Below are 18,334 nucleotides of genomic sequence, written 5' to 3' on the forward strand. Positions count from 1 at the left end.
TCAACTTTCCTTTTCCTTCCTTTCATGAGCATCCACGAGCTGCGCGAGCAACCTCATGAAAACAACGCGATCTTCTGGCGACAGCGGTTCGATCAGCAGTTCTTGAGAGCGGTGAATGCTTTCTTGCAAGTCGTTGATCAGGTTGAGTCCATCCGTGGTGATTACCGAAAGCCTTGATCGACGATCGTCCGGGTTGACGCGGGTTTCGACCAACCCTTTGTCACCGAGACGCTTCAGAACTTCCGCCGTCGTTGTCCGGTCCAGCGAAAGCTCTCGACCGATCGCTTTCTGATCCAGCCAAGGGTTCATCGAAAGCGCCGTCAGCATGCCGACCTGCAGCGGAGTGATGCTTTCGGACTTGCATAGATCAAAAAAGATCGCCTGTCCGATCTGGGTCAACCTGCGGATGAGGAAACCCGGGCGGCGCCACATGACTTGGCGCAATGGATTGAAGGGCTCCAGGACCGGGGGCTTGGTCACTTCGGCGGAACCGGGTGTCTTTTTGTGAGCGGGAGAGCGCTTTGTCATTGTCTCGAGATCGCTGATAGTGGCGGCCGACGAGTTTATCGACTCCCCTGCTTGTGAATGGAAACAAGCGCGCTTCAGGTTGCCCTAGCGCAGGTCGACCTTCAGGTATTCACCAAGCAAGCGGTGGAAATCTTCCTCGTCATCCCACGGGATCATGTGCCCAGCGTTCAATGCGGTGCATTGCAACAATCCAGGCGCGAGAGCCTCGATTTCCGCCAAATCTTCCGGCAGCATCACCCCTCCTCGCCCCGCCGCCATCAGAAGTCCAGGCGTCTGCAGTTTGGGTAGATCAGCATGAATGTCGTCCTTGTGGAAGCCAGCATGCGCCTGGACGATGGCACCCTGGTCGCACGTATGAAGCCATTCGGCCCGAAGCTGCACTTGTTCGTCTGTCCAAGTGGGTGCATAGGGGCGAAGCTCTTCGGCCGTGATGCCGCTGACAGCCATTTGGATCGACTCGACATACCAAGACAGAGGGACTGGGTAAGGTCGGCGGCCCGGGCCGGACATTGGCGGATCGACCAGCAGCAGCCTGGCCATGCGTCCCGGATCGAGCGCTGCGGCGCGAATCGCCACGCGGGCGCCCATTGAGTGACCCAGTACCGTCACGGACGACCACCCCAGGACGCCCAGCAGATCCAGCACATCGGCCGCCATGGCGTCAAGGCTCGCGTCCATCCCGGGCGCGCTGAAGGACAGACCGCGCCCACGGAAGTCAAGGACATGGACGTCGAAGTGCCGCGCCAAACGCTCGGCGACGAAGCCCCACGTGATCGCGGGGCTTGTGATTCCGGGCAACAGGAGCAGTCGAGGGCCCTGCCCTCCGTAGCGCAAGAGGTGCAGCCGCACCCCGTTCGCTCGGACGTGATAGCCATGAAGAAAGCGACCCATGTCAGGCCTGCGGCGACTTTCCAAACCAGCCACGGATACGACTCCAGAGCACGCTCCACATCATCCCGGCGACGGAAACCGTGGGTTGTGGTTCGCTGGAAGCACCCGTATGCCCGCCCAGCCTTCGCGTGATCTGCTTTCCAAAGTCCGCGACCATGCGGCGCACGAAATCCTTCACGAGCCCGGAGCGCGAGAATTGAGCGAGCGGACCCTGAAGGGCATAGATCATGTCCACGTGGACACGGGTGCTGCCGGCCGACAGTGCTTCCAGGCGATAGATGATGTCTCCCTGGGTGCGCGATTTGCTCAGGCTGTCCTGGCCGGCACCACGCAGCACTGCGCGCCTGGCAACGTCGTCACGCTCCAGCCGCGCTGCACCGGCGAAGGCCGCCGACATCGGACCGAACTTGATCGCGATGGTGCCCTTGACCCTCTCCCCTTCGTGCGAGTCGATGGTTGCACCGGGCAAGCAGGAGGCAACCGCAGGCAGGTCGCCCATGAACTCCCACACCTGATCCGCCGGATAGGGCACATCGAAATGCACTTCGATCGCGTTGCCCTTGGCCTTGGCCTTGGCCATCGCGACGGGATCGACCTCCGCCATTTCCGCGGAAGCCACCGGATCCGCCGCTGGCGGCTTGGCGGGGGATCGGGCGGGCAGCTGCGCCTGATTCGGTGACGTGAGCCGGTCCACTGCAATGGTCCGCGGCAAGCTCAGTGCCTTTCGCAGGTTTTCGACTTGCGTGTCGGGGGTGTCACGCTGCTGTTGCAGCACATCCAGGATGGCGTCCACGATGCCCTGGTATCCGGTGCAACGGCACAGGTTCCCGGACAGCTCGAGGCGCACGCGCGCCTCGTCGGCATGGGGCACGCGGAGCACGATGTCACGCGCCGTGGTGAGCATTCCGGGTGTGCAAAAGCCGCACTGCAATGCATGGTGACGCGTGAACGCCGGGCGCAGCCTCTGCATCACTGCATCATCGTCGTAGCCCTCGATGGTGGTGACCTCCTGGCCCTCGCACGCCACGGCAAAAGTGATGCATGAGCGTGTCGGTTGCCCGTTGACGAGCACCGTGCAGGCGCCGCAGACGCCATGCTCGCAGCCAAGGTGGGTTCCTGTGAGGCGCAGTTCGTCCCGCAGGAAGTCGCCGAGATGCATCCGCGGCTCGGCGCGCCGGCTGTAGCCGCGGCCATTGACCTGAATAGAGATGGAGTCCAAGTCTGCTTACTCCGCAATCTTGAGGTTGGAAAAAACGTCGGATTGCTCGAGTGCGCGCTCGACGCAGGCCGTGAAGAGCTTCCGGTCGATGGCATCGCGATCAGGGAGAGCGGCGCTGACGGCCGCGTGGACCTTTTCACGCTCTGCAGCCTGCGCACCCTTGCTGGCAACTTCCACTGCGAATTCATTCAACAGGATCGGTGGGCCGTCCGTGGCCCCCAGAACGACGCGTGCACGCTTGCGCGAGACATCGAAATAAGCTGCGGCACTGGCCTCGGCAAATTCGCCAGGCTTGCGGCAGACCTTGTGATACCCCCAGCGCGTCGTGGGCGTCTCGGATGGCACAAGAATGGCCACGATCAACTCGTCAGCCTCGAGCACCGTCGTATAGGCGCCGAGCATGAGGCCGTCCGCCTCGATCGTGCGTTCTCCACGCGGCGACCTGACCACGATGCGCGCACAAAGTGCAGCGAGCGTCACGACCCAGTCCGCTGCAGGATCTGCATGCGCCAAGCTACCTCCGACGGTGCCGCGGCTGCGGATCGCCCGGTAAGCGATCCCTCCTGCGACCTGACGCATGGGATGCGCCGCCAGCGGCGGGTACACGCCATCCTCGATCTCGGCATGCGTGACGGCTGCGCCGATCTCGACCCACTCGTCCTTGCGACTGACCGCGCGCAGCGCTGCAATATTGGCGACGTCGACCACTTGAGCCGGTCGCGCCAGTCTCAAGTTGAGCATCGGACCGAAGGATTGACTTCCACTCATCGCCTTTGCCGTGCCGCCGCCGTTGGCCAGCAACTCGATCGCCTCATCCACGTCGAAGGCCCGCGTGTATGCAAATTTCGCAGCCTTCATCTGACGACCTCCGCTTCTAGCTTCGCGCTTTCGAGGGCCTTGAGCAAGCGACGCGGTGTCAGGGGCGTCATCAGCACCTCGGCAGCACCTGTGCCTCGCAACGCGTCGTTTACGGCATTGAAGATCACCGCCGGCGGCGCGATTGCACCCCCCTCCCCCACGCCCTTGGCACCGAATTCGGTGTGAGGCGAAGGTGTCTCGAAGTGCTCGATACGGATGCGCGGCACTTCCGTGGCGCCAGGCAAGATGTAGTCGGCCAGCGTGGAAGCCAGGGGCTGGCCTTGGTCGTCGTATGGGCTTTCTTCATACATCGCGGTGCCGATGCCCTGCGCGATGCCCCCGATGGTCTGCCCCTCCACGATCATCGGATTGACCATGGTGCCGCAATCCTCGACGACGACGTAGTCGAGGATCTCGACCTCGCCAGTCTGCGTATCGACGGCGAGAACGACGGCATGGGTGGCATACGTGAAGGTACCCGTGTCGACTTTGGGCTTGTACGCACGCGAAACCTCCAGTCCACCGAGATGAACGTTCTCGGGCAGGTCCTGTGGCGTGAGATACCACGCGCCGCCCACTGTGGACAGGGGAATCGACTTTTCCCCGGCGACGGCGAACCCCTCGACCAATGCGACGGTCTGCGGGTCCACGCCCATGAGATACCCGGCGATCGACTGGATGCGAGGCAACAGTTCCTTGCACGCCGTCGAGATGGCGCCGCCCGACATGACGGTGGCCCGGGAGGCGTAGGTGCCCGAGGAGAAGGGCGTGAGCGCGGTGTCGCCATGCACGACCCGGATCCGGGACACAGGAATGCCAAGTACATCGTTGGCGATCTGCGCAAAGCTGGTCTCCATGCCTTGGCCATGCGAGTGCACGCCGACGCGCACTTCCAGTCCGCCATCCGCGGTCATCCTGACGACCGCCTGATCGAAGCCAGGCACAACCGGCAACCCCCAGTTGGCGAAAACAGTCGTGCCGTGGGCAGACTGCTCCGTATAAGTTGCCGTTCCGAACCCGATCCGGCGTCCGTCCGGCTCTCCCCGGGCTTGCCGCTCGCGGACTGCAGCGAGTCCGATCATCTCCACGGCTCGGCGCAGGCTCGCGGGAAAGTCGCCACTGTCAAAGTGCTTGTTGGCCACGTTGACGTAGGGCATGGCGGCGGCGGGGACCAGGTTGTCCATGCGGACCTCCCAGGGCTCTCGGCCCACTTCACGCGCCACGGCATCCATGAGAAGTTCGATCGCGAAACACACGCCGGTGCGCGCCACGCCGCGGTAGGCCATGAAGCCCGGCTTGTTGGTTGCGACACACAAAGTCTCGCAGCGATAGCCGCGGAAGGTGTAGGGGCCCGGCAGGTTACCGATCGCCTGGCCAGGTTCCAGACCGACGAAGAACGGATAGTAGGAATACGCACCGCCGTCGATGGTGATGACAGCGTCCAAAGCGAGCAGCTTTCCCGTCCGATCCGCGTAGGCAGTGAGCTGGTAGTGATGCTGCCGCGTGTTGGCGCCGACGATCAGATGCTCGCGCCGATCCTCGAGATAGCGGAACGGCGTTCGGTACGTCTTGGCCAGCCAGGCAACGCACAGATCTTCGGGGTACAGCTGCCCCTTGTAGCCAAAGGCGCCCCCGACATCAGGGGACACCACGCGCACCGCTTCCTCGTTCATCGAGAGGTGCTGGGCGATACCGACGCGCAGCAGATGCGGGACTTGCGTCGCGCTGACGACCACGAGTTGATCGGCCTGGAAGTCCCAGTAGGCCAGCACCGACTTTCCCTCCAGCGGCACGATGCACTGACGCGACAGCTCGACGGTGCGGCTGACCTTCACCTCCGCCTTCGCGGCAAGCTCATCGAAGTCGCGATTGGCCCGCAGCGTGAGAAAGACATTGTCTTTCCACCCGGGGTGAAGGAAGTCATCCGTCGCCGCAAGCGAGGACTCGGCGCCGTGGTAGACGGGCAGCTCGTCGTAGCAAACCTGCACCTCCTCGAGCAGGTCTTCCGCCACTGCACGGGTTGGCGCAACAGCCATGGCGATCGCCTCGCCCACATGCCGGACCTTGCCCGAAGCCAGCGGCGGCAAGGCCGAGTACTGGTATGTGGGCAGCGAAGAAGGCGAGCCGATGTCCGCCGCGTCCAGCATCATCTCGCGCAAGAACACCTTGCCCGCGAGCTCTTCCGGAATCTCGACACCCGTGATGGTGGCATGCGCCAGAGGGCTGCGCAGGAACGCGACCTCCTGGAGACCCGGCAGCACGAAGTCGCCCACGAAGTTGCCTTTGCCCACCATATGGCGCGCGTCCTCCTTGCGAGGCACCCGGGCTCCGATGCCTTCGCGCTTGAGCACTCTCGCCGGAATGTCTGCCTGGTTCATGCGTTTCCTTTTCCTTGACTGATTTTCCCGGGCGCGCCGCACGGCATGCGTGGCACGGAGGCACTGTGTCGGCGATTCAGCGCCAGCCGCTCCGTTTCATGACTTCCGTTCTATTTTATGACAGTACACGTGCAGAAGTATAGACGTGATGATCCGGCCTGTGAAGCAAGCGGTTCTCGATGAAAACCCTGACACATTGACTTCACTCATTCGGTGCGTTTGCCAGTGGCTACGCACCCTTTTCACCCGTCGGCCAGGTGCAACCTCATCCACTCTGGTGCAGCCCCACCAAGTACAAACCCGTACTTGAAAAGACGATCTGATCCGCCTAATATGACAGTTCACTGAGTATTTATTTTAGGTCTTTCAACAGCAGGATGGAGCCATGGATTGGATCAAGGTCGCCTCGGCGCAGGAGCTGAGCAACGATGAAGCGAAGACGGTCGACGTCGCTGGCCACGGTGTTGCGCTGTACCGGATCGATGACGAGTTTTTCGCCACGGACAGTTTGTGCACCCATGCCACCGCGCTGCTGTCGGAGGGGTACGTGGAAGACGGTTGTGTCGAATGCCCCTTGCATCAGGGCCGCTTCGACATTCGGACGGGCAAAGCAATGTGTGCGCCGGTCACCGTGGACCTGCGCACTTACGCCGTGAAGCGGGAGGGCGACCACATCTACGTGTTGTCGCCTGCTGGCAAATGACCTCGCGCGGCATCGTCATCGTCGGTGCGGGCCAGTCGGCAGCCGTGGCGGCCCAGGCCCTGCGCGAGCATGGTTACAGCGGGCGCATCACGATGCTGGGTCGGGAGCGCCACAGACCGTACGAGCGCCCGGCTTTGTCCAAGGCCGCCCTGGTGGCTGCCGGGGACCCCAGGCTCGACGTCCTCACGGACGAATCCTGGACGCGCAGCAAGATCGACCTGCGCAGCGGCAGCGATGCGGTTGCATTGGATCTTCTGCAGCAGCAGGTTCGCCTTGCGAACGGGCAGGTGCTCGAGTACGAGATCTGCCTGATCGCCACCGGCGGTGAGGCCACCACGCTCGCAGCCGCGACGGCCGGCCGTCCGGGTGTGCACTACCTGCGCACCCAGGATGACGCGCGCAGGCTGCGGGCAGCCCTTCAAGGAACGCCGCGGGTCGCGATTCTGGGCGGTGGTTTCCTCGGCCTCGAAATTGCCAACTCGGCACTGTCCGCAGGCGCTTCGGTGACGGTGATCGAACGTGCGACATCCCTGCTCGATCGCTTTGTGCCGCCGGGGGCGTCGGCATGGCTTGCATCGCGAATGCGGGCGGCGGGCGCAAGGCTCCTGCTCGGCGCTTCCTGCAGCGGCGTTCATTCAGTGCCCGTCGATCGGTTGTGCCTGACCACCAGCACTGGCGATCTTGAAGTGGATGAGGTGATCATTGCCATCGGCCTCTCTCCCAACGACGCGCTGGCCCGCGATGCGGGGCTGGAGATCGCGGCAGGCGGCGGCATTCTGGTCGACGCGTCCTGCCGCACGAGCAACGAACACGTGTTTGCATGTGGCGACTGCACCAGCCAGCGTCGCCCGGGCCAGGCTGTGCCAACGCGCATCGAATCCTGGCAAAACGCGAATGAGCAGGCGCGCACTGCCGCCGCTGCCATGCTGGGCGCGCCTCTTCCTGCGCCCGCGCTGCCCTGGTTCTGGACCGACCAGGGAAAACACAACATCCAGATGCTGGGCCTGCCGTCCCGCGATCTCGAATATGTGCGCCGCGGCGACCCCGCCAACGACAAGGTGCTGTGGATCGGCCATCGGGGTTCTGTCCCATTGCACGGCGTCGCCATCAATGCAGGCGCCGATTTGCGAGCCGTTCGCCCTCTCTTCGAACGCGGGCAGCCCGTGCGGTTGGAGGACTTTCAACGGGACGCCACCAACCTGCGCGCCTGGGCCAAGCAGATGCAAGCCGACACCGCGACACCCGCTTAAACCACCTCTCTCAAAGCTAAGGAGCTTTCATGTATCAATCGCAGGCGCTCATCGGCATCACGAATGCCCGAAAGAACCCGCCCCTGGAACAGTGCGTCTGGCCAGCGGACGCCATGAACAACATTCCGGACTGGGTCTACACCAGCCAGGCGATCTATGACCAGGAGATCGAGCGCATCTTTCGGGGGGACACCTGGAACTTTGTCGCCCTGGAAGCGGAGATTCCCAACCCGGGCGACTACAAGCGCGGGTATGTGGGCGCCACGGCCGTCGTGATCGCTCGCGCAGAGGACAACACGATTTCCGTCTTCGAAAACCGCTGTGCCCATCGCGGCGCGGAGTTCTGTCGCTCCAGCCAGGGAAATACGAAGGAATTCGTCTGCCCCTACCACCAATGGTCGTACGACCTCAAGGGAAACCTGCAGGGCGTCCCGTTCAAGCGCGGCATCAACAAGGTGGGCGGCATGCCGGCGGACTTCAAGAACGCCGACCACGGCACCCGCCAGTTGCGCGTGGCCACACGCAACGGTGTGATCTTCGCCACCTACTCCGACAAGACCCCCCCGTTGGAGGAGTACATGACCAAGGAGATCGTCGAGGAGTTCGACGTCCCCTTTTCGGGCAAGAGACTCAAGATCCTGGGCTATTGCCGCAACGAGCTCCCGTGCAACTGGAAGATGTACCACGAGAACCTCAAGGATCCATACCACGCGACCCTGCTTCATTCGTTTCTCGTGGTGTTCGGCCTGCTGGTTCCCGGCATCAAGTCCATCGTGTTTGCAGACAAGGCGCACGGTCGCCATGGCTTCATGGCATCGGCCAAGCCGGACGAGATCTATGCCACTGTCGCCGCCGACGACAAGGCGGAGATGCGATCCTTCAGCGACAACCTCCGGTTGCGCGATGAACGGTTCCTGGACTATGTACGGGAGTTCAATTCGCCCTGGTCGGCCAACATGATGACCATGTGGCCGAATCTCATCGTTCAACGCCAGATGAACACGATGGGTGTGCGCCAGATCATCCCGAACGGTCCGAACAGCATGGTGATGCAGTGGACGATGTTCGGATACGAGAATGACACACCGGAAATGACCCGGCACCGCCTTCGTCAGGGCAACCTGATGGGCCCGGCCGGCTTCCTGGGCCTCGAGGACAACGAGGCATTGAAGTTCGTGCAGGAAGGCCTGCGCAACTCGTCCACTGGCAACAACGTCGTCAAGCTCGATGCCGGCCATCAGGGCACGGCACGCAATCTCATTTCAGAGTCCTGTATCCGCTCCCTCTACCGGTACTACCGGGACGTGATGGACATCCGTGTCGCGGAGAAAGCAGCATGAAGGAGCGGCTCGCCTATGCCAAGGCCAGCATCTCGCCGCGACGCGCCGCCGAGCTGCGCGCCGAGATCGAGTCGTTTCACGTCGAATACTGCGCTGCCTTGGATGCGAACGAGGTCGAACGCTGGCCAGACTTCTTCAGCGAGGAAGCGACGTACCGCGTGACATCGCGCCAGAACGCGCTTCTGAACATGCCCGTGGGACTCATCTACTGCGAGGGCCTGAACATGATCATCGATCGCGCCCTTGCCGTAGCGCACTCGCAGATGTTCGCGCCGCGACACATGCTGCATGTCCTGGGTATTGCGCGCGTACTGCAAGAGACAGGAGACGCTATCAGCTCCCAGACGCCCTTCATCTTGCTGCAGACCCTGGTGGAGGGCCCATCGACGGTGCATCTCGCCGGGGTCTATCACGACCGCTTCGTGCGCGAAGGCGACCGGCTGCTCCTTGCCAGCCGCGAAGTGGTCCACGACACGGAAATTCTCGACACCGCCTTGGCGTACCCGGTCTGAGGCCACTTAGGAAAGACTATGAATCAAACCCCAAAAATCGCGCTGGAGGAGCACTTCTCCGCTCCCGGCTTCGACGCGTACTCGGCTCCCTATACGCGAGCGCTTCCCGCCGAATTCGTCGCCAAGCTCGACGCCAGGCTGGCCGACTTCGACGACCAGCGCCTTGCGGAGATGGACGCAGGGAACATCGAGTACGTCGTGCTGTCGCAAACGATGCCTGGTGTACAGGCTGAGACGGATCGCGACACCGCCATCCGCCGAGCGCGCGAGAACAACGAGTTCCTCGTCGAACGCGTGTCGCGCCATCCGCAACGTTTCGCCGCCTTTGCCCACGTGGCCATGCAGGATCCGGCCGCCGCAGCAGAGGAGCTGGAACGAACGGTCGTCGAGTATGGCTTCAAAGGCGCAATGATCAACGGCCATACCCTGGGCCGCTACTACGAAGGTAGCGCATTCGATGTGTTCTGGGAGCGCGCGCAGGCGCTCGGAGTGCCCATCTATCTGCATCCCAACGCGTTCAGCCAGGCACCGGCTCTGCTGGAAGGCATGCCGGTGCTCCAGGGCGCTGCGTGGGGTTGGGGCGTGGAGACGGCGGGCCATGCGTTGCGCCTGCTGTTCGGCGGGGTGTTCGACCGGTTCCCGCGCCTCACCCTGGTCTTGGGCCACATGGGGGAGGCCCTGCCATACCAGCGCTGGCGCATGGACAGCCGCTTCGCCGCGTATCCGTCCGGCATCAAGTTGGCGCGCAAACCGAGCGAGTACATCGGCAGCAACATCCTGATCACCACGTCCGGGGTGTGCTCTGCACCGGCATTGCTGGGTGCCATTGGCGAGCTCGGGGCAGAGGCCGTGCTCTTTTCGGTGGACTACCCCTATGAGTCAACCGCCGCGGCCTGCACCTTCATTGAAGACGCACCGCTCGACGACAGGACCCGGGCGCAGGTGTGCCATGGCAATGCGCGCCGGCTCTTCAAGCTAGGCAGCCCGGAAGACCTGGCGCTGCTGCAGTTCTGACACTTCACTCCAAAGGACGAAAAATGGCAGTCAGCGATTCTCAAATGATCAAGGCCTGGGACGAAGTCCTGAAGCTCAGCAAAGTGGCGCGCGGACAGACGGTCTCGATCTTGTGCGGCCCCCACACGCACCCTCAGACCCTCCAGACAGCAACGATCGCAGCGCAGGCCGCGGGCGCAATCGTGACCAGGATCGAGTTGCAACCCATCAACGCGGAGAAGGCCACCAGCCGCGACCTGATGAACTACCTGGGCGCAACGCCCCTGACCAACAACCCGGCCGCGCTGGCGGCGATGAAGAACAGTGACCTCGTCCTGGATTTGATGCTGCTGCTGTTCTCGCCCGAGCAGATGGAGATCCTGGAATCTGGAACGAAGATCCTACTTGCGGTGGAGCCGCCGGAGGTACTGGTGCGCGCGCTCCCGACCGAAGCCGATCGCAAGCGCGTACTGGACGCTTCGAAACTGCTCAAGAAGGCAAAGAGGATGCACGTGACCTCGCCGGCGGGCACGGACGTGATGTTCCAGCTCGGCGAATTTCCGGTCATCAGCGAGTACGGCTTCTGTGAGGAACCCGGGCGTTGGGACCATTGGCCGAGCGGCTTCCTCTTTACCTTCGCCAATGAAGGCGGCAGCGACGGCACCATCGTGATCGATCGCGGCGACATCCTGCTGCCGCAGAAGAACTACGTCTCGGACAAGATCACGATGAATCTGAGCGGTGGTTTCGTGCGCAGCATCGAAGGTGACGTCGACGCCGCCCTGCTGCGCGAGTTCATGGAAGCCTACAAGGACCCCGAGGCCTACGCCATCGCGCACATCGGCTGGGGGATGCAGCCACGGTGCTACTGGCACACACTGTCGCTGATGGACCGCGAGGCGACGACTGGCCAGGATGCGCGCTCGTTCGAAGGCAATTTCCTGTTCTCTCTCGGGCCGAACAACGAGGCCGGCGGTTCTCGCACAACGCCTTGCCACCTCGACATTCCGCTGCGCAATTGCACGGTGACGCTGGATGACATCGTCGTGGTTCGCGACGGCAAGGTGATCGACGGGGCTTTCCAATGAGCTTCGATCAAGACATCTACGAGAAGCAAGGATTCGGCAACGCCGTGGCGCCCATGGCGCCCTACGGCCTGTTGATCATCGACTTCATCAACGGCTTCGCCGATCCGCTCACGTTTGGCGGCGGCAACATCGCCAGTGCCATCGAATGCACGCGCGGGCTTCTTGCCGAAGCGCGCCAGCGCCAATGGCCGATCGTGCACACGCGGGTCGTGTACCAGGACGATGGCGCCGACGCCAACATCTTCGCGCTCAAGGTACCCCCCATCCTCGCCCTGCGGGAGGATGCGCCCGAAAGCCAGATCGTGCCGCAACTGCAACCATTGGCCGGAGAGTTGGTGCTGCGCAAGACCAGTCCCTCGGCCTTCTTCGGGACTTCGCTGGCCGCCTGGTTGTCCCTGCGTGGCACACGGACTCTCTTGATTGCCGGGTGCACGACCAGCGGCTGTGTCCGTGCCAGTGTGGTGGACGCGATGTGCCACGGGTTCCGTCCCCTCGTTGTCACCGACTGCGTAGGCGACCGGTCACTGCAAGCACACGACGCCAACCTGTTCGACATGAATCAGAAGTACGCGACCTTGATGGCCCGTGATGCCGCCCTCGAAGCGACCACCAAGGCAGGAAGCGGCGCCTCGGCCTGATACCCGTTCGGAAGTCCCGTCACCTCTTTGGAACCCTGGCGCATACGGCACCAGACACGCCCCACCACTCGGAGAAAAGAATGACCATCAAATTCGTTGCCGCCTTGGCGGTTTCACTCTCGACGATTGCCTTCCAGGCCCGCGCCGACATCATCAAAGTGGGGGTCATCGCTCCGATGTCCGGACCGTTTTCAGCTGTGGGGCAGACCTGGGAAGGTGCGACCAGGGCATACCAGAAGCTCAATGGCACGACCGTGGGCAAACACACGATCGAAGTCATCTATCGCGACCTTCCGGAGATCAACCCCGCGCAAGCCAAAGCACTGGCACAGGAACTGATTGTGAAGGAAGGCGCCCAGTACATCGCCGGCCTCTATTTCACTCCTGACACCTTGGCCGTCGCTGCGCTCGCCCAGGAGGCCAAGGTACCGGTCGTGATCTTCAACGCGTCGACGTCCTCGCTTCTGGACAAGTCGGACTTCCTGCTGCGCACTTCGTACACCTTGCCGCAGATGGCTGTGCCGGTGGCCAAGTACGCGCTCGAGAAGAACGTCAGGAATGTTGTCACGCTGGTCAGCGACTTCGGTCCCGGCCTGGACGCCGAGAAGGGCTTCACCACTGCGTTCGTCGACGGCGGAGGCAAGCTGCTCGAGGCCATCCGTGCTCCACTGAAGACAACCGACTTCGGTCCCCTGATGCAGCGCGTGAAGGCGCTCAAGCCCGATGCCCTGTACGTCTTTGCCCCGGGCGGTCCTTCGACCTACGCGATGGTCAAGGCATACAACGAGGCTGGATTGAGGGCGGCCGGCGTGCGCTTTCTCGGTACTGCCGAAACCGATGAGGATCAGCTGCGAGCGATCGGCCCGGATCTTCTCGGCATCGAGACGGGCATGTTCTATTCGGCTACGCACAACTCTGCGCTGAACAATTCCGTCATCAAGGCCCTCGGTGAGGTTGCCCCCAAGGCCATCCCGACCGTTCAGCTTGCGAACGCGTATGACGGTCTGCATGTGATCTATCACATGGTCAAGGCAACCGATGGGAAGCGCGATGGCGCCAAGGCGCTTGCCAGCGCCAAGGGGCACACTTGGGAAAGTCCGCGAGGCCCCGTGAAGATCGACCCGGTTTCCCGCGAGTTCGTGCAGAACGTCTACATGCGCGTGGTCGAAAAGGACCCGTCCGGTCGCTACGTCAACCGGGAATTCCGGACGTTCGAGATGCAGCCCGATTACGGCCGCATCCAGAACGCGTCCAAGTAACGCAGAGTCTGCAGCATGTCTCTCGCGCTTCTTAGCAGCATTCTCATCGACGGGATCGCGTACGCGATGATCCTTTTCATGATCACAGTGGGCCTGTCGATGACGATGGGCCTGATGCGGGTGGTGAATCTGGCCCATGGCGCCTTCGCGATGCTCGGCGGCTTCTTTGCAGCCACGATCCCGCAACGCCTGGGTGTGCCGATCTGGCTGGGCTTCGTGCTGGCCATCGTTCTGGTCGGACTGGTCGCGCTGGTGTTCGAGCGCATCCTGCTTCGGCGGTTCTATCGACGCGACGATCTCGATCAGATGCTGGTGACCATCGGGCTGATGTTCGTGGCAACAGCCGCGGTGAACCTGCTGTTCGGTTCGACCGTGACATCGGTGGCGCTGCCGGAGTTGTTCAACGGCACGATCGATCTGGGCTTTCGGTCCATCCCTCGGCATCGGCTCATCGTCGTGGCCTGTGGAATCGTCGTCGTCTTCGTGCTTTGGCTGGCGGTGGACAAATCGTCTTTTGGCATCCGGGTACGCGCTGCCGTCGACAACGCGCCCATCGCAAGGGCCATCGGCATCGATACGACCAAGATCTATGCAGCCACTTTTGTGATGGGTGCAGCGCTCGCAGCACTGGGAGGCATAGCCGGCGCGGAATTGCTGCCCATGGAGTCGACCTACGCCTCCAAGTACTTGGTGATCCTCCTGGCCGTTGTCGCCGTGGGAGGCAACGGTAATCTGTTTGGCTCATGCTTTGCAGCGTTGCTGCTCGGCATTGTGGAGACTTCGATGAAATACATGGTTCCGCAGCTCGCATCGGCAGCGTTTTTTCTCACGATGATCATCGTCCTGCTGGTTCGACCGCAAGGGTTGTTCGGGAGACACGCATGAACGCAGTCAGTGCGCCGATGACAGTGACCGCACAGCCTCGCGCCCGTCCATGGATGCAGCTGCGCGGAGAGCTCGTACTGATGCTGGTGGGACTGCTGGCCTTCGTGCTGTTCCCGCAAGATCTCGGCTTGCTCACCAACATGGCGACCATGTCCATTTTCGCGCTGTCGCTGAGCCTCGTGCTGGGACAAGCCGGCATCGCGACCTTGGGCCAGGCCGCGTTGTACGGCAGCGGTGCCTACGTCGCGGGCTGGACGGCGCTGTATCTGACGGCAGATCCGATTGTCGGCTTGCTGCTCGGCGGACTGGGCGGCGGCGTGATCGCGCTGCTGAGCGGCGCCGTGATGCTGCGGTCGACCAAACTGACGCTGGTCATGCTGACCATCGCGGTCGCCCAACTGCTGCTTGAACTTGCCAATTGGGCGAGGTGGCTCACGGGCGGCGATGACGGACTTGCCGGTTTCAACATCGGCCCGCTGCTGGGCATCTGGGAATTCAACTTCCTGAGCTACACGGGCTACTTCTATGCCTTGGGCGCGCTTGTGCTCGTGTACTTCCTGCTGAGAAACCTCGTGGAATCGCCGTTCGGTCTCACGGCCAGGGCCATTCGGCAAGATCCCGGTCGAGTTCAGGCGCTGGGCGGGCGCGTCTACTTGCACTTGCTGGCCGTCTACACCGCCGGCGGCATCGTGGCGGGTCTGGCTGGCGCATTGACAGCACAGACCAGCAAAGTCGCCAACCTCTTCATGCTGGATTTCACGACTTCGGCCGGTGTCGTGGTCATGATCGTTCTGGGTGGAACACGCCGCCTGTCCGGCGCCGTGCTCGGCACCGTCGCGTACATGACCATCCATCACATCTCATCGACCATGAACCCTTATCACTGGCTGTTCTTCATCGGGTCGATGCTGATCGTCGTACTCATCGTCCTGCCTGAAGGTTTGATCGGCCTTGTGGACCGTACTGTGATGTACACGAAACGGCCTGGCAGTGGGGTGGCACGATGACCCACCGACTCCAGACCCAGAACCTGAGTCACTCCTTCGGCGGCCTGGCGGTCACGCAGAACGTCACGCTGTCCCTTCCCGAGGGAGCCCGCACGGCATTGATCGGTCCGAACGGCGCTGGCAAGACGACTTTGGTCAACCTGCTGAGCGGGGCGTTGCGCCCGCAGTCGGGTGATATTCAGCTGGACGGCCGCTCGATCGTCCAGCTGCCGCAGTACGCACGCGTGCGCAACGGCATCGTTCGCACGTTCCAGATCAGCCGCCTGTTCAAGGAACTCACCGTGGCGGACAACGTCAAGGTCGCCGTGTTGCAGCGGCACCGGGCTTCCATGCAGTGGTGGCCCTCGCCGACGCGTTCCGCACGCGTGCAGGAAGATGTCGACGAGACACTCGGCATGCTGGGGCTCCACCCCTATGCGAATCGGGTGGTGGGACAACTCGCGCTGGGCGAGCAGCGGCTCGCGGAGATCGCCCTGGCACTCGCGATGAGGCCCCAGGTGCTCCTCCTCGACGAACCGGGCGCCGGCGTACCACAGGGAGAGGGGGGCCGCATCATGGACGCCATCGGGAGCTTGCCGAAGGATCTGTCCGTCCTGCTGATCGAGCACGACATGGACCTGGTGTTCCGGTTCGCCTCGCGCATCATTGTCCTGGTCGCCGGTGCGGTGATGGTCGAGGGGACGCCGCAGGAAGTCGCTGCCAACGAGCAGGTCAAGCAAATCTACTTCGGACGAGACGGTCATGCCCAAGCCCACCATTGAACTCCGTTTCGACGACGTCACCGCAGGCTATGGTGGCCTGCCAGTCCTCGAGCATCTCAGCTTCAGCGTACGCGAAGGCGAGCGCCTCGGTCTGATCGGTCGCAACGGCGCCGGCAAGACAACGACGCTCGCGACAGCCATGGGCCTGGCCGACCTGATGAAGGGGCGCATTCATTTCGGCGCCGACGACATCAGCAACGCAAGCACCTACGCTCGCGCGCGCGCCGGCCTCGGCTACGTACCCCAGAGCCGCGACATCTTCCCCTCACTGTCAGTGGAGGAGAACCTGCTGTCGGGCCTGCAGGGACGCTCGGCCAGCGTCGCCCTGCCACCCGTCTATGCGCTGTTTCCGCGGCTCAAGGAGCGCCGACGCAACGGAGGCACGCAGCTGTCGGGCGGCGAGCAGCAGATGCTGTCCGTGGCACGCGCGCTCGTCGGGCGGCCGCGCATCCTGTTGCTCGACGAACCGCTGGAAGGTCTGGCGCCGATGGTGCGCGAGGAGTTGATGGATGCCATCGTCCGGATGAGTGATCAGCTCGGCGTGGGCTGCATCATCGTGGAGCAGCACGTCGATGTCGTTCTCGAATTTTCCAACAACGTGATCGTCCTGGAACGCGGCCTGGCCGCCTACTCCGGGTCGGCGGCGGTGCTGAGCGGCGAAGAGGCATTGCTGAACCGCACCATCGGCATCCAGAAGTGCTGAAGACGAATTCGTCGTTCGTTCAACCTGACCTCGCACTTCCACTTCGTCTCAAGCATCTGCACATGACGGCCTCTCCTCATTCACCTTCAGAACTGCGGCAGCATTGGCGCTATGTCCTGGGCTGCTTCCTCGGCCTTGCCAGTGGCGTCTCATCCCTGTACTTCTACAGTTCAGGTCTGTTTCTGAAGCCGCTCGCTGCCGAGTTCGGATGGACCAGAGGCACCGCGTCCCTGGGCTCGCTGATCAGCAGCGTGCTGCTCGGATGCGCGGCGCCGTTCATCGGACAGGTGATCGACCGGTACGGCGCGAGACGCGTCACCCTGCTCTCCCTGGTGGGCCTGTCGACCTCGTTCCTGCTTCTGGGCGCTTGGACACAGGGGTTGGCCAGCTTTCTGGCGCTGGTCACGGTCCTGACACTGCTCGGTGGCGCGACCTCGCCCCTGTCCTTCACAAGGATCCTCGTGGGCAAGTTCTCTCGGCAACGAGGACTGGCCCTGGGCATCGCCATCACCGGAACCGGCGTCGGGGCCATCTTGATACCGTTGATCGTCACGCCGGCCATCGCCCATTTCGGATGGCGAGCCACCTACCTGGGTCTTGCCGCCGTTGTCCTTGCACTTTTGCCACTGATTGCCTATTTCCTTCGGGGCGTGGATGCGACCCCCGCAGAGAAAATCCGCAGTGCCCAGTCCGCAAGTAACCTGAAGGCTCTGGCCGATCCGCGCTTCATCCGCATCGCCGCAGTCTTCCTGTTGTGCTCCGTCGGCATCTTCGGCACGATCGTGCACGTCGTTCCGATGCTCACCGACCTCGGGCTTTCCCCGAATCGCGCCGCCGGTCTTGCCAGCATCCTTGGTGTGGCCGTCATCGTCGGACGGATCGTCACCGGCCTTCTGCTGGACATGTTCGATGCCGCGCGCTTGTCGGCGACGCTCTTCGTGCTGTCTGCCACCGGCATGCTGCTCCTGGCAACGGGCCGACCGGCGTTGGTGCTTCCCGGATTGCTCATGACTGGCTTCGCTGTCGGCGCAGAGTTCGACCTCGCGGCCTATCTGGTGAGCCGAAAATTTGCCCTGGATCTCTACAGCACCCTCTTCGGGGGCGTCTATGCCACGGTGGCGATTGGCGCCGGGATCGGGCCATTCATCGCGGGAAGGCTCTTCGACATTTCCGGCAGCTATATCTCATGGCTCTGTCTCGCAGCGGGACTGCTGCTTGCAGCCGCAATGATCTGCCTGACCGAGCGGCCTGCCGCCAAGCACGCGAGCGGCACGGATGCAGCGACGGGCGCGAGCGAGCGCTGAGTTCGCTCCCTCCGCCT

The 18,334-nt window shown here is 62.9% G+C and carries 18 protein-coding genes; 13 read left to right on the forward strand and 5 right to left on the reverse strand.

What is annotated here, in order from left to right; all coding sequences use genetic code 11:
* From ABID97_RS28305 to ABID97_RS28325, 5 genes are all read right to left on the reverse strand, one after another.
* A complete protein-coding gene (locus ABID97_RS28305) occupies nt 1-528 on the reverse strand; it encodes a MarR family winged helix-turn-helix transcriptional regulator (protein WP_354402774.1) in 528 nt (175 codons plus the stop codon).
* Between the two features lie 84 nt (nt 529-612).
* Nucleotides 613-1,419 (reverse strand): alpha/beta fold hydrolase, encoded by an 807-nt coding sequence (locus tag ABID97_RS28310; protein WP_354402775.1) that lies wholly within the window; start codon nt 1,417-1,419, stop codon nt 613-615.
* Nucleotide 1,420: 1 nt separating this feature from the next.
* The gene (locus ABID97_RS28315; RefSeq protein ID WP_354402777.1) at nt 1,421-2,638 is read right to left on the reverse strand and encodes a xanthine dehydrogenase family Fe-S subunit; all 1,218 of its coding nucleotides are present in this window, start codon (nt 2,636-2,638) and stop codon (nt 1,421-1,423) included.
* A gap of 6 nt (nt 2,639-2,644) precedes the next feature.
* Nucleotides 2,645-3,496: an FAD binding domain-containing protein gene (locus tag ABID97_RS28320; protein ID WP_354402779.1), complete on the reverse strand. Its 852-nt coding sequence runs from the start codon at nt 3,494-3,496 to the stop codon at nt 2,645-2,647.
* Nucleotides 3,493-5,874 carry a xanthine dehydrogenase family protein molybdopterin-binding subunit gene (locus ABID97_RS28325; protein WP_354402781.1) on the reverse strand — a complete coding sequence of 794 codons (2,382 nt, stop codon included), beginning with the start codon at nt 5,872-5,874 and terminating at the stop codon, nt 3,493-3,495. Before ABID97_RS28325 ends, ABID97_RS28320 begins: the two co-directional genes overlap by 4 nt.
* 385 nt (nt 5,875-6,259) lie before the next feature.
* On the opposite strand from ABID97_RS28325, the gene ABID97_RS28330 reads away from it, so the two are divergent.
* The 13 genes from ABID97_RS28330 to ABID97_RS28390 all read left to right on the forward strand — a co-directional run bounded on the left by ABID97_RS28330 (nt 6,260) and on the right by ABID97_RS28390 (nt 18,317).
* Nucleotides 6,260-6,577, forward strand: a complete 318-nt coding sequence (locus ABID97_RS28330; protein WP_354402783.1) for a non-heme iron oxygenase ferredoxin subunit — start codon at nt 6,260-6,262, stop codon at nt 6,575-6,577.
* Nucleotides 6,574-7,827: an NAD(P)/FAD-dependent oxidoreductase gene (locus ABID97_RS28335; protein ID WP_354402785.1), complete on the forward strand. Its 1,254-nt coding sequence runs from the start codon at nt 6,574-6,576 to the stop codon at nt 7,825-7,827. Before ABID97_RS28330 ends, ABID97_RS28335 begins: the two co-directional genes overlap by 4 nt.
* A 29-nt stretch (nt 7,828-7,856) precedes the next feature.
* The gene (locus ABID97_RS28340) at nt 7,857-9,167 is read left to right on the forward strand and encodes an aromatic ring-hydroxylating oxygenase subunit alpha (protein ID WP_354402787.1); all 1,311 of its coding nucleotides are present in this window, start codon (nt 7,857-7,859) and stop codon (nt 9,165-9,167) included.
* A complete protein-coding gene (locus ABID97_RS28345) occupies nt 9,164-9,679 on the forward strand; it encodes an aromatic-ring-hydroxylating dioxygenase subunit beta (protein ID WP_354402789.1) in 516 nt (171 codons plus the stop codon). The genes ABID97_RS28340 and ABID97_RS28345 overlap by 4 nt, the downstream gene beginning before the upstream one ends.
* Before the next feature lie 18 nt (nt 9,680-9,697).
* On the forward strand, nt 9,698-10,693 hold the full coding sequence (locus ABID97_RS28350) for an amidohydrolase family protein (protein ID WP_354402791.1): 996 nt from the start codon (nt 9,698-9,700) through the stop codon (nt 10,691-10,693).
* A 23-nt stretch (nt 10,694-10,716) separates the two neighbouring features.
* Nucleotides 10,717-11,760, forward strand: coding sequence for a 2,5-dihydroxypyridine 5,6-dioxygenase NicX family protein (locus tag ABID97_RS28355; RefSeq protein ID WP_354402793.1), 1,044 nt, complete (start codon nt 10,717-10,719; stop codon nt 11,758-11,760).
* A complete protein-coding gene (locus tag ABID97_RS28360; protein WP_354402795.1) occupies nt 11,757-12,398 on the forward strand; it encodes an isochorismatase family protein in 642 nt (213 codons plus the stop codon). Before ABID97_RS28355 ends, ABID97_RS28360 begins: the two co-directional genes overlap by 4 nt.
* 80 nt (nt 12,399-12,478) lie before the next feature.
* A complete protein-coding gene (locus tag ABID97_RS28365; RefSeq protein ID WP_354402797.1) occupies nt 12,479-13,657 on the forward strand; it encodes an ABC transporter substrate-binding protein in 1,179 nt (392 codons plus the stop codon).
* A gap of 15 nt (nt 13,658-13,672) precedes the next feature.
* The gene (locus ABID97_RS28370) at nt 13,673-14,542 is read left to right on the forward strand and encodes a branched-chain amino acid ABC transporter permease (RefSeq protein ID WP_354402799.1); all 870 of its coding nucleotides are present in this window, start codon (nt 13,673-13,675) and stop codon (nt 14,540-14,542) included.
* The gene (locus tag ABID97_RS28375) at nt 14,539-15,549 is read left to right on the forward strand and encodes a branched-chain amino acid ABC transporter permease (RefSeq protein WP_354402801.1); all 1,011 of its coding nucleotides are present in this window, start codon (nt 14,539-14,541) and stop codon (nt 15,547-15,549) included. Before ABID97_RS28370 ends, ABID97_RS28375 begins: the two co-directional genes overlap by 4 nt.
* The gene (locus tag ABID97_RS28380; protein ID WP_354402803.1) at nt 15,546-16,310 is read left to right on the forward strand and encodes an ABC transporter ATP-binding protein; all 765 of its coding nucleotides are present in this window, start codon (nt 15,546-15,548) and stop codon (nt 16,308-16,310) included. Before ABID97_RS28375 ends, ABID97_RS28380 begins: the two co-directional genes overlap by 4 nt.
* Nucleotides 16,291-17,013 (forward strand): ABC transporter ATP-binding protein, encoded by a 723-nt coding sequence (locus ABID97_RS28385; protein ID WP_354402805.1) that lies wholly within the window; start codon nt 16,291-16,293, stop codon nt 17,011-17,013. Before ABID97_RS28380 ends, ABID97_RS28385 begins: the two co-directional genes overlap by 20 nt.
* Nucleotides 17,007-18,317 carry an MFS transporter gene (locus ABID97_RS28390; protein ID WP_354402807.1) on the forward strand — a complete coding sequence of 437 codons (1,311 nt, stop codon included), beginning with the start codon at nt 17,007-17,009 and terminating at the stop codon, nt 18,315-18,317. Before ABID97_RS28385 ends, ABID97_RS28390 begins: the two co-directional genes overlap by 7 nt.
* Nucleotides 18,318-18,334 lie beyond the last annotated feature (17 nt).

The sequence above is a fragment of the Variovorax sp. OAS795 genome, from assembly GCF_040546685.1.
In the GTDB taxonomy this organism is placed as follows: Bacteria; Pseudomonadota; Gammaproteobacteria; order Burkholderiales; family Burkholderiaceae_C; genus Variovorax.

Excerpts from the sequence above, each read along its gene's own strand:
- ABID97_RS28305 (WP_354402774.1), bottom strand. The coding sequence starts at position 528 with ATGACAAAGCGCTCTCCCGCTCACAAAAAGACACCCGGTTCCGCCGAA.
- ABID97_RS28310 (WP_354402775.1), bottom strand. The coding sequence starts at position 1,419 with ATGGGTCGCTTTCTTCATGGCTATCACGTCCGAGCGAACGGGGTGCGG.
- ABID97_RS28320 (WP_354402779.1), bottom strand. The coding sequence starts at position 3,496 with ATGAAGGCTGCGAAATTTGCATACACGCGGGCCTTCGACGTGGATGAG.
- ABID97_RS28325 (WP_354402781.1), bottom strand. The coding sequence starts at position 5,874 with ATGAACCAGGCAGACATTCCGGCGAGAGTGCTCAAGCGCGAAGGCATC.
- ABID97_RS28330 (WP_354402783.1), top strand. The coding sequence starts at position 6,260 with ATGGATTGGATCAAGGTCGCCTCGGCGCAGGAGCTGAGCAACGATGAA.
- ABID97_RS28335 (WP_354402785.1), top strand. The coding sequence starts at position 6,574 with ATGACCTCGCGCGGCATCGTCATCGTCGGTGCGGGCCAGTCGGCAGCC.
- ABID97_RS28340 (WP_354402787.1), top strand. The coding sequence starts at position 7,857 with ATGTATCAATCGCAGGCGCTCATCGGCATCACGAATGCCCGAAAGAAC.
- ABID97_RS28345 (WP_354402789.1), top strand. The coding sequence starts at position 9,164 with ATGAAGGAGCGGCTCGCCTATGCCAAGGCCAGCATCTCGCCGCGACGC.
- ABID97_RS28350 (WP_354402791.1), top strand. The coding sequence starts at position 9,698 with ATGAATCAAACCCCAAAAATCGCGCTGGAGGAGCACTTCTCCGCTCCC.
- ABID97_RS28355 (WP_354402793.1), top strand. The coding sequence starts at position 10,717 with ATGGCAGTCAGCGATTCTCAAATGATCAAGGCCTGGGACGAAGTCCTG.
- ABID97_RS28360 (WP_354402795.1), top strand. The coding sequence starts at position 11,757 with ATGAGCTTCGATCAAGACATCTACGAGAAGCAAGGATTCGGCAACGCC.
- ABID97_RS28365 (WP_354402797.1), top strand. The coding sequence starts at position 12,479 with ATGACCATCAAATTCGTTGCCGCCTTGGCGGTTTCACTCTCGACGATT.
- ABID97_RS28370 (WP_354402799.1), top strand. The coding sequence starts at position 13,673 with ATGTCTCTCGCGCTTCTTAGCAGCATTCTCATCGACGGGATCGCGTAC.
- ABID97_RS28375 (WP_354402801.1), top strand. The coding sequence starts at position 14,539 with ATGAACGCAGTCAGTGCGCCGATGACAGTGACCGCACAGCCTCGCGCC.
- ABID97_RS28380 (WP_354402803.1), top strand. The coding sequence starts at position 15,546 with ATGACCCACCGACTCCAGACCCAGAACCTGAGTCACTCCTTCGGCGGC.
- ABID97_RS28385 (WP_354402805.1), top strand. The coding sequence starts at position 16,291 with ATGCCCAAGCCCACCATTGAACTCCGTTTCGACGACGTCACCGCAGGC.